The 14,763-nt window shown below is 39.0% G+C and carries 12 protein-coding genes; 4 read left to right on the top strand and 8 right to left on the bottom strand.

The features are described 5' to 3' along the window. Positions 1 to 534: 534 nt before the first annotated feature. From GQR59_RS14400 to GQR59_RS14415, 4 genes are all read left to right on the top strand, one after another. A complete protein-coding gene (locus GQR59_RS14400; RefSeq protein ID WP_160063825.1) occupies positions 535 to 2,331 on the top strand; it encodes an assimilatory sulfite reductase (NADPH) flavoprotein subunit in 1,797 nt (598 codons plus the stop codon). Beyond that, positions 2,331 to 4,022: an assimilatory sulfite reductase (NADPH) hemoprotein subunit gene (gene cysI, locus GQR59_RS14405; RefSeq protein ID WP_160063827.1), complete on the top strand. Its 1,692-nt coding sequence runs from the start codon at positions 2,331 to 2,333 to the stop codon at positions 4,020 to 4,022. Before GQR59_RS14400 ends, cysI begins: the two co-directional genes overlap by 1 nt. Then, complete coding sequence (locus GQR59_RS14410; RefSeq protein WP_160063829.1) at positions 4,015 to 4,779, top strand: phosphoadenylyl-sulfate reductase; 765 nt, start codon at positions 4,015 to 4,017, stop codon at positions 4,777 to 4,779. Before cysI ends, GQR59_RS14410 begins: the two co-directional genes overlap by 8 nt. Positions 4,780 to 4,943: 164 nt before the next feature. Next, complete coding sequence (locus GQR59_RS14415; protein ID WP_160063831.1) at positions 4,944 to 5,567, top strand: tetratricopeptide repeat protein; 624 nt, start codon at positions 4,944 to 4,946, stop codon at positions 5,565 to 5,567. A 2,136-nt stretch (positions 5,568 to 7,703) separates the two neighbouring features. Here the strand turns inward: GQR59_RS14415 and tuf are convergent. The 8 genes from tuf to GQR59_RS14455 form a co-directional block, all read right to left on the bottom strand. After that, entirely contained in the window at positions 7,704 to 8,888 is a 1,185-nt protein-coding gene (tuf, locus tag GQR59_RS14420; RefSeq protein ID WP_025565705.1) for an elongation factor Tu, read from the bottom strand. Between the two features lie 74 nt (positions 8,889 to 8,962). Next, positions 8,963 to 11,059: an elongation factor G gene (gene fusA, locus GQR59_RS14425; RefSeq protein ID WP_160063833.1), complete on the bottom strand. Its 2,097-nt coding sequence runs from the start codon at positions 11,057 to 11,059 to the stop codon at positions 8,963 to 8,965. A 77-nt stretch (positions 11,060 to 11,136) separates the two neighbouring features. Further along, entirely contained in the window at positions 11,137 to 11,607 is a 471-nt protein-coding gene (rpsG, locus tag GQR59_RS14430) for a 30S ribosomal protein S7 (RefSeq protein WP_160063835.1), read from the bottom strand. A gap of 84 nt (positions 11,608 to 11,691) precedes the next feature. After that, positions 11,692 to 12,066 carry a 30S ribosomal protein S12 gene (gene rpsL, locus GQR59_RS14435; RefSeq protein ID WP_025565709.1) on the bottom strand — a complete coding sequence of 125 codons (375 nt, stop codon included), beginning with the start codon at positions 12,064 to 12,066 and terminating at the stop codon, positions 11,692 to 11,694. A 236-nt stretch (positions 12,067 to 12,302) separates the two neighbouring features. After that, a complete protein-coding gene (tusB, locus tag GQR59_RS14440) occupies positions 12,303 to 12,593 on the bottom strand; it encodes a sulfurtransferase complex subunit TusB (protein WP_160063837.1) in 291 nt (96 codons plus the stop codon). Further along, the gene (gene tusC / locus GQR59_RS14445) at positions 12,594 to 12,953 is read right to left on the bottom strand and encodes a sulfurtransferase complex subunit TusC (RefSeq protein ID WP_160063839.1); all 360 of its coding nucleotides are present in this window, start codon (positions 12,951 to 12,953) and stop codon (positions 12,594 to 12,596) included. A 25-nt stretch (positions 12,954 to 12,978) separates the two neighbouring features. After that, positions 12,979 to 13,383: a sulfurtransferase complex subunit TusD gene (tusD, locus tag GQR59_RS14450; RefSeq protein WP_160063841.1), complete on the bottom strand. Its 405-nt coding sequence runs from the start codon at positions 13,381 to 13,383 to the stop codon at positions 12,979 to 12,981. A gap of 26 nt (positions 13,384 to 13,409) precedes the next feature. After that, positions 13,410 to 13,802 (bottom strand): RidA family protein, encoded by a 393-nt coding sequence (locus GQR59_RS14455; RefSeq protein ID WP_160063843.1) that lies wholly within the window; start codon positions 13,800 to 13,802, stop codon positions 13,410 to 13,412. Positions 13,803 to 14,763 lie beyond the last annotated feature (961 nt).

Below are 14,763 nucleotides of genomic sequence, written 5' to 3' on the forward strand. Positions count from 1 at the left end.
CACTTTGAAAAAATTAATGGGGTGATTGCATCAAGCTTTTACCCCTTTATGTACTCGTTACCGTTTAAGGTACTTTTTTCAGTCGTTAGCTTGGACTCCAAATCAAAGCCAACATGATAATAATGGCGAGTCCTTATTGAAGGTTGGAACGCAGAGTTGGTTTTCAAGCTAACGACCCAGAGGGCGAGCAGTGAAGTAAACACCTTCGTTGTTAGAAAGTGTCGATTTACCCCGTTAGATCTTGCTCTTTCTGCCTCGCATCTGTTCACTTCACCATTTGCTGAATCTTGAATGGCAACAGGTATATTAATAAAAAATGACTTGGTCATATTTTAAATCGATTTATAATGTGACCAAGATTAAACATAACCAGTCTTAAATTTTCCTCTCTAAGAAACCGCCTAAATACGAATGATTATTACCCACACTTTTTTAAATAGCATTTAGTTATAAAAGAGTAACTTTTATTCTTTTGTGTTAATTATAAGCTCGCGTAAACTGCATCTATCTTAATGTAATAGCGGAAATTACTTCATGGCACTTAACAATTTATCGGCTTTAACATCGCCTTTATCAGAGTCTCAATTGACTCAATTGCAACAAGCAACAGCAGGCTTGGATGCAGTACAAACTGCATGGGTTAGCGGTTATCTAGCAGGCGTAAGCCAAGGCCCAGTAACAGCAGCAGCTCCGACGCAAAGCGCAGGACAAAGCTTAACTATCTTAGTTGGTTCACAAACGGGTAATGCAAAAGGCGTTGCACAAGAACTAGCTGAACAAGCGACAGCGAAGGGCATCCCTAATAAACTTGTTTCAATGGCTGATTACAAAGTTAAAGCGATTAAAGATGAGAGCCATGTCATTGTTGTTGCCAGCACTAACGGTGAAGGTGAAGCACCTGATGACGCCATTGATTTACATGCATTTTTAGCCTCTAAAAAAGCACCTAAATTAGATGGATTAAAATTTGCTGTCTTAGGTTTAGGTGATTCAAGCTATGAATTTTTCTGTCAAACAGGTAAAGATTTTGAACAACGCTTACAAGCATTAGGCGGCGAAATAATATCAGACCGTTTAGATGCCGATGTTGATTATCAAGAAGTAACGCAAGCATGGTTCGACAAAGCATTAACAGCAGTTGAAGCGACACTTGAAAAAGCAGGCACATCAACAACAGCCGCTGTCGCAACAGGCACCATCGTAACGGAAAATAAATATAATAAACAAAATCCTTTCAGTGCAAGTTTATTAACAAGTCAAAAAATCACTGGCGACCGTTCAGCAAAAGACGTGCGACACATTGAAATTGACTTAGAAGGTTCAGACTTACATTACACAGCGGGTGATGCACTAGGCGTTTGGTTTAAAAATAACCAAAACATGGTTGATGAACTGATTGAAAAGTTAGGCCTAGATGCGACTAAAGAAGTCACTGTAGGCGATAAAAAAATTGCATTAAAAGATGCATTAATTGAAGAATATGAATTAACTGGTACACACCCAGCTTTCATTGAAGGTTATGCTGCGTTAACAGAAAACGAAGCATTACAAAAACTAGCTGAAGATAAAAACGCTTGTCGTGACTTCGCTAATAATAACCAGATTGTTGATGTTGTAACCGCAACGGGTAATGACAAAGTAACAGAAGAAAACTTCGTTGCGCTATTACGCCGTAGTAGCCCTCGCCTATATTCAATTGCATCAAGCCAAACTGAAGTGGAAGATGAAGTTCACTTAACTGTCGGAGCGGTTGTATTTGAGAATGAAGCAGGTCAACAACGTGGTGGAAGTGCTTCTACTTTCTTATCTCATCGTTTAGAAGAAGGTGAAGAAGTTAAAGTATTTATTGAAGATAACCATAACTTCCGTTTACCAGCGAATCCAGATACACCGGTTATTATGGTCGGTCCTGGTACCGGTATCGCGCCTTTCCGTGCATTTATGCAAGAGCGTGAAGCAAGTGAAGCAACAGGTAAAAACTGGTTATTATTTGGTGACCAAACCTTTAACGAAGATTTCTTATATCAAGTTGAATGGCAAACACATTTGAAATCAGGCCTATTAACAAAATTAGACCTTGCTTTCTCACGTGACCAAGCTGAAAAAATATATGTACAAGATCGCTTAAAAGAAAATGCTGCAGAAGTCTTTAAGTGGTTACAAGATGGAGCACACTTCTATGTGTGTGGCGATGCAAACCGCATGGCTAAAGATGTACAAACAGCATTAATCGATATTATCAGCAAACAAGGAAAACTAAGCCTTGAAGATGCTGAAGAATACTTAACAGAATTACGCCAAGCAAAACGCTACCAAAGGGATGTTTACTAATGAGCCAGAAATTACACGACAACGAACGCATTAAAATTGAAAGTAATTATCTTCGCGGTAACTTAGTAGAAGGAATTAACGATACAACAACAGGCTCATTTCATCCTGATGAAGTACAGCTCGTTAAATTCCACGGTCTATACCAACAAGACCACCGTGATCTGCGTGCTGAACGTAAGCAACAAAAACTAGAACCGTTATATTCGTTCTTGTTACGAGCTCGTTTACCTGGTGGTGTTGTAACACCTGAACAATGGTTAGAGATCGATCGTATTGCTGAAGAATTAACTGATGCAGGTAGTATCCGTATTACCACACGTCAAACGTTCCAATACCACGGTATCTTTAAACGTAATTTAAAATCAGTATTCCAAGAATTGAAATTCAAAGCGAATATCGATTCTATTTTTACGGCGGGTGATGTAAACCGTAATACTATTTGTACGTCTAACCCTGAGCAATCTGAATTGCACACAGAAGTGTATGAGCTTTCTAAAAAGTTAAGTGAACACTTCTTACCAAAATCAAATGCTTATGCAGAGATTTGGTTAGATGGCGAAAAAGTATTAGATACGGTAGAAGAAGAGCCTATCTACAAGAATATTTTCTTACCACGTAAATTTAAAATTGCTGTGGCATTACCGCCGTACAATGATGTTGATATTCATGCCAATGATCTTAACTTCATTGCCATCATTGAAGATGACAAAATCACTGGTTATAACGTGGTTGTTGGTGCTGGTTTAGGTATGACACATGGCGATAAAACAACGTTCCCACGTCTAGGTGATGACTTTGGTTTTATTACTGTAGATAAAGTAATGGAAGTAGCTGAAGCAGTAGTAACAACACAACGTGACCTAGGTGGTCGTGTTAGTCGTTCACATGCTCGTACTAAATATACGCTTGAAACACACGGTATCGAAACCTTCAAGAAAGAAGTTGAGAAACGTGCTGGTATTGCTTTTGCAGCACCCGGTGCTTACGAGTTCACAGAACGTGGCGACCGTATCGGTTGGGTTAAAGGTATCGATAACAAATGGCACCTAACCGTGTTCATTGAGAATGGTCGTATCCTAGACTTTGATGGCAAACCATTAAAATCAGGTTTAGTAAAAATTGCAAAAGTACACCAAGGTACTTTCCGCATGACAGCGAACCAAAATCTAGTAATCGCAAGTGTGCCAGAATCTGAAAAAGACAACATTGAAAAATTAGCACGTGAGTGTGGGTTAATTGATGATGGTACAAGTGGTCAACGTCTTGATTCTATGGCATGTGTTTCTTTACCAACGTGTCCGCTAGCAATGGCAGAAGCTGAACGTTATTTACCAAGCTTAACCGACGATGTTGAAGGCTTATTAGCTAAGCACGGCATTGCAAAAGACCATATCATCCTGCGTATTACAGGCTGTCCAAATGGTTGTGGTCGTGCGATGTTAGCGGAAGTTGGTTTAGTGGGTAAAGCGCCTGGTCGTTATAACCTGCATTTAGGTGGTAACCGTATCGGTACGCGTATTCCTAAAATGTATGCTGAAAATATTGATGAAGCAACGATCGTCAGTACACTAGATGAATTAATCGGTCGCTGGGCAACAGAGCGTGACCAAGATGAAGATTTTGGTGACTTTGTTATTCGCGCAGGCATTATTTCTGAAGTAGTTGTTGCGGCTAGGGATTTCTATGCCTAACACCTTAGTTCTAGACCATCTATTAACACTTTCTAAAGCAGAGCAAAAAATCGCTCTCGCTGAAGTTAATACGTTATTAGAAACAAAGACAGCTCAAGAGCGTGTCCAATGGGCAGTCGAGAATTTAGAAAGTGAATTTGTTTTATCATCAAGCTTTGGAATACAAGCTGCTGTATGTTTGCATATGATCACAGCGGTCAAAGCTGATACACCTATTATTTTGACGGATACAGGATACTTATTTCCTGAAACCTATCAATTTATTGATGATTTAACAAAGCAACTTAACTTAAACCTAAAAATTTACAGTGCACAGCACAGTCCAGCATGGCAAGAAGCTCGTTATGGTAAATTATGGGATCAAGGCGTAGATGGTTTAACTAAGTACAATTTGATCAATAAAGTTGAGCCAATGAAACGTGCATTGAAAGAATTAAATGCTAAAACATGGTTCTCTGGTTTACGTCGTTCACAATCATCAAGTCGTGAAGACTTGCCGGTTTTAAGCATTCAAAATAACTGCTTTAAATTTTTACCGATTATCGACTGGAGTAACAAAGAAGTACATTACTACCTAGAAGAAAACGGTTTAAGTTACCATCCATTATGGGAGCAAGGTTATGTCTCAGTAGGCGATGTACAAACATCACGCCCACTTGAATTAGGCATGAGTGAAGAAGAAACACGCTTCTTTGGCTTAAAACGTGAATGTGGATTACACGAAGATCCAATTGAAGAACAAGGTAGTGGTATTTAATTACTTTCAATATTGATTAAATAAAATTGCTATAAACAGCCTCTAATAATATTAGGGGCTTTTTTTTGCCTGTTTTTTACTTAAGAAAAAAGGTGACTTGCCGATAACTTAATATCAATGACTATAATGAATATTTTGATAAAGCATCAAAGCCAAGGGTTTATATGAAAAAAATAATACAATCACTACTAATATTTAGTTTATTAAATAGCGTAACAGCGATTGCTGAAGATTATGAAGTGATACAGGTATATACCCAAGATGAACTCAATTCGCTGATTAAAAAAAATAAGCATTTACAAAGAGTAAAAGCAGATGATTGCCAATTAGTACAAGATATCAAAGCGCATGCACTGAAGATACAAGAACCCTCTTACGTATTTTTATGGGGTGATATGCTTGCTTGGGGCGTTTGTGTAGAGCGTGATGCAACGTTAGGCATGTATTATATAGATCAAGCTGCTAAACAAGGTTTATTGGCAGCGATAGAACAATTAGGGCGTTATTACAATAACGGTACTTTGGTTATTAAAGACAAAGATAAAGCCACAAGGTATTTCAGAGAAGCCGCATTGCAAGGTTACTTACCTGCAAAAATTAGTTATATCAAATTACTAGATCAAGGTTACGGCAGTCCACTTGATTATGAAGATGCATACAGGGCTTTAAATAGCAGCGTCATTGTAAATCCAAAAACCAAAAAAGAAGCGGAAAGATTATTAGCTAAATTAGCTAAAAAAATGCCTGGCTACGCCATTGCCAATGCACGAAAAAATTACAACGATTAACTTATCACTTGAATTCAAGCTTTATAAAATCGAGTCTTATTACCAGAAGAAGTTAAAACAATAGCAATATAAATAAACAAAAATGCCCCTGTAAATAATCGCTATCTTTAACTCGTTATTATCATTTTTATTCATTTGACTTTATTTAATGTTTTAATGTCAAATCTAGAGTCCCTAAAAGCCTCTCTAATACAAAAGCAAGACACTACCCTGCACTTGACCATCTTCACACACAAAACCTACAAGAGTAGCTTTCTCTATTATTTTTAGTATTAAAATTCCATCATTTACAACGCCACTAACGAATCCCCTCCCCTTGACTGATATTTTTAGCTTGCAGTGTTTTGACTTTCAGGGCGCATGGCGAATTAGGCACTGCCTAGTTTTATGAGCGGAGGAGCTCTGCGAGTCCTGTTTTCAGCTTGCAGATCTTTTTTGTGTTGATTGTTGGATAGATTATTCAATTAATCATTCATGTTACAAAGATCAAAAAATAAACCCTAACACCAGAAACCCTGCAGGCTAAAGCCAGCGCCCCAAAGTCAAAAGTGGTTTACCACGAAGGTACGAAGGGTGAAGAAGGTTAGAGCAAAAGCGATTAATCATAAGTAATGAATTAGAGCTTTTCTTCGTGCCCTTCGTGTAGCGTAGCGCTTCGTGGTTATTTTGGTGCTTTCAAGTAAAAGATCGATAATCAAAACTATTGATTTAAATTATGTTGTTTAGGTGCGCATGGCGAATTAGGCGATAGCATAGTGTTATGAACGGAGGAGCTCTGCGAGTCCTGTTTTCAGCTTGCAGTATTTTAACTTTCGGGGCGCATGCTTCAGCTTGCAGATCTTTTTTGTGTTGATTGTTGGATAGATTATTCGATTAATCATTCATGTTACAAAGATCAAAAAATAAACCCTAACACCAGAATCCCTGCAGGCTAAAGCCAGCGCCCAAGGTCACAAGCGGTTTACCACGAAGGTACAAAGGGTGAAGAAGGTTAGGCCAAAAGCAATTAATAACAAGTAATGGATTATAGCTTTTCTTTCGTGTCCTTCGTGTAGCGTAGCGCTTCGTGGTTATTTTGGTGTTTTCAAGTCAAAAGCTGACATTCGGAGCTAGGAAGCTGAATCGTGTTGATTGTTTGACAGATTATTCGATTGATCATTCGTGTTACAAAGATCAAAAAATAAACCCTAACACCAGAATCCCTACAGGCTAAAGCCAGCGCCCCAAAGTCACAAGCGGTTTACCACGAAGGTACGAAGGGTGAAGAAGGTTAGAGCAAAAGCGATTAATCATAAGTAATGAATTAGAGCTTTTCTTCGTGCCCTTCGTGTAGCGTAGCGCTTCGTGGTTATTTTGGTGCTTTCAAGTAAAAGATCGATAATCAAAACTATTGATTTAAATTATGTTGTTTAGGTGCGCATGGCGAATTAGGCGATAGCCTAGTGTTATGAACGGAGGAGCTCTGCGAGTCCTGTTTTCAGCTTGCAGTGTTTTAACTTTCGGGGCGCATGCTTCAGCTTGCAGATCTTTTTTGTGTTGATTGTTGGATAGATTATTCGATTCATCATTCATGTTAAAAGATCAAAAAATAAACCCTAACACCAGAATCCCTGCAGGCTAAAGCCAGCGCCCCAAGGTCAAAAAATAAAAGAGTAGAAACAACACCAGCACCTACATGCACTTGGTATAGCGCCACCTTCGCGGATTACGAAATGGAGACTTTCAACTTTTCTACAGGCATAAAAAAAGAGAGCCTAAGCTCTCTTTTTTTAATATTGTTTAACTAAAAACGTGTAATTATAAATTACGCGATGATAGTAGAAACAACACCAGCACCTACATGCACTTGCTATAGCGCCACCTTCGCGGATTGCGAAATGAAGACTTTTAACTTTTCTTACAGGCATAAAAAAAGAGAGCCTAAGCTCTCTTTTTTGAATATTGTTTAACTAAAAACGTGTAATTATAAATTACGCGATGATAGTAGAAACAACACCAGCACCTACATGCACTTGGTATAGTGCCACCTTCGCGGATTGCGAAATGGAGACTTTTAACTTTTCTTACAGGCATAAAAAAAGACAGCCTAAGCTGTCTTTTTTGAATATTGTTTAACTAAAAACGTGTAATTATAAATTACGCGATGATAGTAGAAACAACACCAGCACCAACAGTACGGCCACCTTCGCGGATTGCGAAACGTAGACCTTCATCCATAGCGATTGGACCAATTAGTTCAACAACGAACTTAAGGTTATCACCAGGCATTACCATTTCAACACCTTCTGGAAGCTCAACAGCACCAGTGATGTCAGTTGTACGGAAGTAGAACTGTGGACGGTAACCTTTGAAGAATGGAGTATGACGACCACCTTCATCTTTACTTAGTACGTATACTTCAGATTCGAACTTAGTATGCGGCTTGATAGAACCAGGCTTAGCTAGAACTTGACCACGTTCAACGTCTTCACGTTTAGTACCACGTAAAAGAACACCAACGTTCTCACCAGCACGACCTTCGTCAAGCAGTTTACGGAACATTTCAACACCAGTACAAGTAGTTGTAACTGTATCTTTAAGACCAACGATCTCAACAGATTCACCAACTTTGATGATACCACGTTCAACACGACCAGTAACAACAGTACCACGACCAGCAATTGAGAATACATCTTCAATTGGTAGGATGAATGGTTTGTCGATATCACGCTCTGGAAGAGGAATGTAAGTATCTAGTGCATCAGCAAGTTCAAGGATTTTTTCTTCCCATTCAGCTTCGCCTTCAAGAGCTTTAAGAGCTGAACCAAGGATAACTGGTAGGTCATCACCTGGGAAATCATATTCAGAAAGAAGTTCACGAACTTCCATTTCTACTAATTCTAGTAGCTCTTCATCATCAACCATGTCACATTTGTTTAAGAAAACAACTAAGTGTGGAACACCAACTTGACGAGAAAGTAGGATGTGCTCACGAGTTTGTGGCATAGGACCATCTGTAGCAGCAACAACTAAGATACCGCCATCCATTTGAGCAGCACCAGTGATCATATTTTTAACATAATCGGCATGTCCAGGACAGTCTACGTGTGCGTAGTGACGAGTTTCTGTATCGTATTCGATGTGAGAAGTATTGATTGTAATACCACGTTCACGCTCTTCTGGAGCATTATCGATTGCAGAGAAATCACGGATGTCGCCACCGAATTTCTTAGTTAATACAGCAGAGATTGCAGCTGTTAAAGTAGTTTTACCATGGTCAACGTGGCCAATTGTACCTACGTTTACATGTGGTTTATTACGTTCAAATTTTTCTTTAGACACAGTGTGTACCTTCTTTATCAGTAAATACCTCTCCACATGCCATCACATGGAAAGGCGTTAGTTTAATTTATTTTTTATTTCGCTTCAATAATTGCGTTAGCAATTTTTTTAGGCGCATCGGCATATTCTAAAAACTCCATCGAATAAGATGCACGACCTTGCGTTGCTGAACGAACTGCGGTTGCATAACCGAACATTTCAGACAGCGGTACTTTAGCATGTACGATCTTAACGCCACCAGGGCCATCGTCCATTCCATCTATAATACCACGACGACTATTAAGATCGCCAACAACAGTGCCCATCCAATCTTCTGGAGTAGTTACTTCCACTTTCATCACAGGTTCAAGAATTGTTGCATCAGCTTTTAATGCCCCATCTCTAAAACCCATCATACCAGCAATTTTAAATGCCATTTCGCTAGAGTCAACCTCATGGTAAGAACCATTTAGTAAAGTGACTCGTACGTCAAGCATTGGGTACCCAGCAAGCACACCTTGGTTCATTTGTTCTTCACAGCCTTTGCTCACCGCTGGAATGTATTCTTTAGGGAAAACATTCGCAGCCATTTCATTCACAAATTCAAAACCAGCACCACTTTCCAGCGGTTCTAATCTTAGTTGGACATGGCCATAATGGCTAGGTCCTTCGCCTTGACGAATAAATTTACCTTCAACCTCAACCGTTTTACGGATGGTTTCACGGTATGCAACTTGAGGATTACCCACGTTACAGTTAACAGAAAACTCACGACGCATACGATCGACTATAATATCTAGGTGAAGTTCACCCATACCAGAGATCAGTATTTGTCCAGACTCTTCATTCGTTTCAACACGAAATGAAGGATCTTCAGCAGATAGTTTTTCTAGTGCTAGCGCTAATTTATCTTGGTCGGCCTTGGTTTTAGGCTCAACCGCAATTTGAATAACCGGTTCAGGGAAATCCATACGCTCAAGAATAATATTCTGTCCAGCAACACAAAGCGTATCCCCTGTAGTGACGTCTTTAAGACCGATCACGGCGGCGATGTCACCGGCGCGAACTTCTTTGACTTCCTTACGTTCGTTAGCATGCATCTGTACGATACGTCCTAAACGCTCTTTTTTGCCTTTAATAGGAATAAAAACTTGTTCACCAGCCTTAACTACGCCGGAGTAAACTCGCATAAAGGTTAACGTACCCACGAATGGGTCAGTAGCAACTTTAAATGCAAGTGCAGCAAATGGTGCATCATCTGAAGCAGGACATTCAATCTCTTGATCATTGTGTCCATTGATAGCTTTAATCGCTTCAACTTCCACTGGAGAAGGTAAATAATCGATTACCGCATCTAACACTGCTTGCACACCTTTATTTTTAAAGGCGCTGCCACACGTTGCTAGGACGATCTCGTTATTTAACGTACGAATACGTAAACCTGCTTTGACTTCTTCTTCTGAAAGCTCACCTTCTTCAAGGTATTTTTCCATTAGTTCATCATTTGCTTCTGCAGCTGCTTCTACTAGTTCTTCGTGCAAAACTTGCGCGTGTTCTAATAGTTCAGCAGGAATGTCATCATATTTAAATGTCATTCCTTGATCTGCATCGTTCCAATCAATCGCTTTCATTTTAATGAGGTCGATAACTCCGCGAAAGTTTTCTTCTGTTCCAATATTCAGATGAATAGGAACACAAGTAGCGCCTAAGCGAGTTCGAATTTGCTCAAGTACAGATTCAAAATCAGCGCCTGTTCTATCCATCTTGTTAACAAATACAATACGCGGAACGTGGTATTTATTAGCTTGACGCCAAACAGTTTCTGATTGAGGTTCTACACCTGACGAGCCACAAAATACAACTACAGCACCATCTAACACACGTAATGAACGTTCAACTTCAATAGTGAAGTCTACATGTCCAGGGGTATCGATGATATTGATGCGGTGTTGCTCATACTGGTTTTGCATGCCCTGCCAGAAAGTAGTAGTCGCAGCGGATGTGATAGTAATACCACGTTCCTGCTCCTGCTCCATCCAGTCCATTGTTGCTGCACCATCATGTACTTCACCAATTCGGTGAGATACGCCAGTGTAGAACAATACACGCTCTGTAGTAGTAGTTTTACCTGCATCGACATGAGCGACAATACCGATATTACGGTAACGCTCAATGGGAGTTGTACGTGACAATGCAATGTCCTTCTTAAATAAAGCTTTGTGCAAATAGAAACGAAAAAGCACAAGCAAAAGCCTGTGCTAATATTTTTCTACCAACGGTAGTGAGCAAACGCTTTGTTTGCATCAGCCATACGGTGAACGTCTTCACGTTTCTTAACCGCTGAACCTTTGTTATCTGCTGCATCAACTAGCTCACCAGCTAGACGTAATGCCATTGATTTTTCACCACGCTTACGAGAAGCTTCAACTAACCAACGCATTGCTAACGCATTACGACGAGAAGGGCGAACTTCTACAGGGACTTGGTATGTTGAACCACCAACACGGCGAGATTTAACTTCGACGCTTGGGCGGATGTTTTCTAATGAAACTTCAAAAAGTTCCATTGGGTCTTTACCGCTTTTTTCAGCTGCTGATGCTAATGCACCATAAACGATTTTTTCTGCGATAGATTTTTTTCCGTCAACCATTACTACGTTAACGAATTTTGTTAGAACTTCTGATCCAAACTTAGGATCTGGTAGTACTTTACGAGTAGCTACGACGCGTCTTCTTGGCATCTTATTATCTCCGTGCGCTTCAGGATTTTACCCAAAACATATTAAAATTAAATAGTGTTTGTTTGGCCTTACTTACGGAAAGTATTAAGATTTAGGCTTTTTAGCACCGTACTTAGAACGACCGTTACGACGTGCTGCAACACCTGAAGTATCAAGTGCACCACGAATTGTATGGTAACGAACACCCGGTAAATCTTTTACACGACCGCCGCGGATCAAGATTACACTATGCTCTTGCAAGTTATGGCCTTCACCACCGATGTACGAAGTTACTTCGAAACCGTTAGTTAGACGTACACGAGCAACTTTACGCATTGCCGAGTTAGGTTTTTTTGGTGTAGTAGTATATACACGAGTACATACACCACGTTTTTGAGGACACGCTTCTAGCGCAGGAACGTTAGTTTTTTGAACTTTGTCCTTACGCGGTTTGCGTACCAATTGTGAAATTGTTGCCATTGTTAAATAGCTCCTAATGTGTGTGTGAAAAATCAAGCCCTAAAGATTAGGGTCGCAAGAGTTTACGCTTAATAGAAAGGCGAGTCAATAAATAGGCAATTGTGTTTTTGCTCACAAAACAACAAAGATAAAACGCAGGTATTTAGTTAACCACGTTAAAGAGATCAAGATGTAAAGGTAATAGTATTCAAAGTGGCGAGATTTAAGGAAAACTAATATTAACTAAAAAGTGCTTATTACCAAGCTAATTGGCTTTTACATTGAATCGTTAAATCCACAAAAGCAGGATAATCGATTATTTGACCTACATTAGCCATTAAGCCACGCGCCTCGAGATCATCTTGTAAAACAAACAAACGCTTACTCTCATGCAGCTTTAGTAGAGTTGCTTTTTGTTCGATAGTCGCACTCGTTGCTATCACTGCATCGTTTATCAATAACAATATATCATTATCAGCGATTTGCTTTAAACAATCATGTAGCGCAAAAGTACTTAATGGGGAGCTATTAACCGTATGTAATATCATTTAAAAACTCAACAATTGATCTTGCATAGCAAGCTGTGAATTTATTTCATCGGTACTTAGCAGTGTAGTTTTAATAACTAATTGTTCTACCGAAATATTTCTTATAGAAAGTGATTGCTGACAAACATAAATTTGTTCAACATCATAAAGCTCAAGCATTTGTAACATAGGTTGAAAATCTTTTTGCAGAATCAAATCAGCTTGATGCTTGGCAAGCAATTGATAGACGCCATCACCAATAAAAAAAAGGCTTAAAGATTCATTAAACGCAGAAAGAGCCAAACTCAGATCTAACGCTTCACGTGCATGAGTAGTTCCATGCGGTGCACGTCGATTTACAATACCAATCTTCTTTTCCATGCTCATATCCTAAAGTTTCACCAACCTAAAATTGTACCAGACGGTCACAATTGGCTGACAACTCAGCTAACTGACCTAACCCACTTAATACAAAAGGTGATTTAAGATTATAATTGGAAAGTGCTAATTGTTCAGCTTCCTGTTGATTAACAATCCCACGACGTAAAGAAGCAGAAACGCAAACCTCTAATGGAAATTGATATTCTTTAGCTAAATCAGCCCATAAATCCGGTAAATTAACTTCATCGGTTGCTGGGCTAATCAGGTTACTTGCCGTCAATACACCATCAAGATAAAAAAATACGCCACTAACTTTGTGCCCTGCTTTTAACGCTGCAAAGCAAAATTGGTATGCACTAGAGGCACTTTGCTGACTTGCTGGGTTGCCAGTCACTAAGAGTGTAAATTTTGTTACTTGATGGTCAGACATTATTAACCTTATAGTCTAAATTGAATTTATTTAGACGCTACAAATGCAACAGCTTCAACTTCAACTAATACATCTTTTGGTAAACGAGCAACTTCAACACATGAACGAGCAGGTGCTAATGTTGCAAAATATTTACCGTAAACTTCATTGAAAGCAACAAAGTCATTCATATCTTTAATAAAACAAGTTGTTTTCACTACTGTTTCGCCAGTTGCACCAGCTGCTTCTAGAACAGCAAATAAATTTTTCATTACTTGCTCAGTTTGTTCTGCAACGCCACCTTCAACAATTTCCATTGTTTCTGGGTTTAATGGAATTTGGCCAGAAGTAAAAATCATATCACCGAATTGATTAGCTTGAGAATATGGACCAATTGCTGATGGCGATTGTTCTGTACTAATAATTTTTTTAGTTGTCATTTAAGGCTTATCCTAATCAGTTAAATTTGAGACTGTATATTGAAGTAGAAGCAAAATAAAAACAACGTGAAATAAGAAAAAACTTAGAAATCGACTCTAGTCTCTTGAACTTCGGCGCACTGGCTTTAGCCTGCAGGGATTTTGGGGTTAGGGTTTATTGTTTTGGTCTTTGCACAACAAATGATTAATTGATTGATTAACCCATACAACAATCAATACAATTTAACTTCATAGGTCCGATTATCGACCTTTTACTTGAAAACACCAAAATAACCACGAAGCGCTACGTTACACGAAGGACACGAAGAAAAGCTATAATCCATTATCTGTTATTAACCGCTTTTATTCTAACCTTTCTCACCCTTCGCGATAAACCGCTTTTGAATTTGGGGTGTTGACTTTAGTCTGCAGAGATTTTGGTGTTGTGGTTATTGTTTTAATCTTTGTATCTTTGTATCTTTGTATCACTAATGAAGAATTATGAATTGAGTACACCACCTAAAAATCAACACCAAAATAACCACAAAACGCTGCGCTACACGAAGGACACTAAGAAAAACTATAATCCATTACCTGTTATTAACCGCTTTTACTCTAACCTTCTTCACCCTTCGTACCTTCATGGTAAACCGCTTTTGAATTTGGGGCGCTGGCTTTAGCCTGCAGAGATTTTGGTGTTGTGGTTTATTCTTTTAATATTTGTATCTTTGTATCACTAATGAAGAATTATGAATTGAGTACACCATCTAAAAATCAACACAAAAATAACCACGAAGCGCTGCGCTACACGAAGGACACGAAAGAAAAGCTATAAGCCATTAGCTGTTATTAATCGTTTTTACTCTAACCTTCTTCACCCTTCGTACCTTCATGGTAAACCGCTTTTGAATTTGGGGCGCTGGCTTTAGCCTGCAGAGATTTTGGTGTTGTGGTTTATTCTTTTAATATTTGTATCTTTGTA

The sequence above is a fragment of the Psychromonas sp. L1A2 genome, from assembly GCF_009828855.1.
GTDB lineage: Bacteria > Pseudomonadota > Gammaproteobacteria > Enterobacterales > Psychromonadaceae > Psychromonas.

Excerpts from the sequence above, each read along its gene's own strand:
- GQR59_RS14400 (WP_160063825.1), top strand. The coding sequence starts at position 535 with ATGGCACTTAACAATTTATCGGCTTTAACATCGCCTTTATCAGAGTCT.
- cysI (WP_160063827.1), top strand. The coding sequence starts at position 2,331 with ATGAGCCAGAAATTACACGACAACGAACGCATTAAAATTGAAAGTAAT.
- GQR59_RS14410 (WP_160063829.1), top strand. The coding sequence starts at position 4,015 with ATGCCTAACACCTTAGTTCTAGACCATCTATTAACACTTTCTAAAGCA.
- GQR59_RS14415 (WP_160063831.1), top strand. The coding sequence starts at position 4,944 with ATGAAAAAAATAATACAATCACTACTAATATTTAGTTTATTAAATAGC.
- rpsG (WP_160063835.1), bottom strand. The coding sequence starts at position 11,607 with ATGCCAAGAAGACGCGTCGTAGCTACTCGTAAAGTACTACCAGATCCT.
- rpsL (WP_025565709.1), bottom strand. The coding sequence starts at position 12,066 with ATGGCAACAATTTCACAATTGGTACGCAAACCGCGTAAGGACAAAGTT.
- tusB (WP_160063837.1), bottom strand. The coding sequence starts at position 12,593 with ATGATATTACATACGGTTAATAGCTCCCCATTAAGTACTTTTGCGCTA.
- tusC (WP_160063839.1), bottom strand. The coding sequence starts at position 12,953 with ATGGAAAAGAAGATTGGTATTGTAAATCGACGTGCACCGCATGGAACT.
- tusD (WP_160063841.1), bottom strand. The coding sequence starts at position 13,383 with ATGTCTGACCATCAAGTAACAAAATTTACACTCTTAGTGACTGGCAAC.
- GQR59_RS14455 (WP_160063843.1), bottom strand. The coding sequence starts at position 13,802 with ATGACAACTAAAAAAATTATTAGTACAGAACAATCGCCATCAGCAATT.